Genomic DNA, 206 nt, shown 5'->3' with positions numbered 1-206 from the left:
AACGAAAACCTAATTTTCCCCACGGAAAATTCCGTAGGAAACACGGTTTTTGCGGGAAATACTTTTCCCTTTTTCGCCACGGATACCGCTGAAGCGGTGTTCGGGACGACTGTGGATAATTTCCTGTTAGGAATGGGAGGAAATGACAACCTTTATGCGGGAACTGGCAACGATATTTTGCACGGCAATACCGGAAATGACTATCT

Annotated in this window: 1 protein-coding gene; it reads left to right on the top strand. The window is 45.6% G+C overall.

The window, feature by feature from the left end; all coding sequences use genetic code 11:
- Nucleotides 1-206, top strand: a 206-nt coding sequence (locus AC0QH1_RS00480) for a hypothetical protein (protein ID WP_324628774.1), incomplete at both ends; no start/stop codon positions are given.

The sequence above is a fragment of the Phormidium sp. CCY1219 genome, assembly GCF_055795085.1.
Note: the sequence above shows the minus strand (reverse complement) of the source record. Positions and strands in the feature narration are given on the sequence as shown.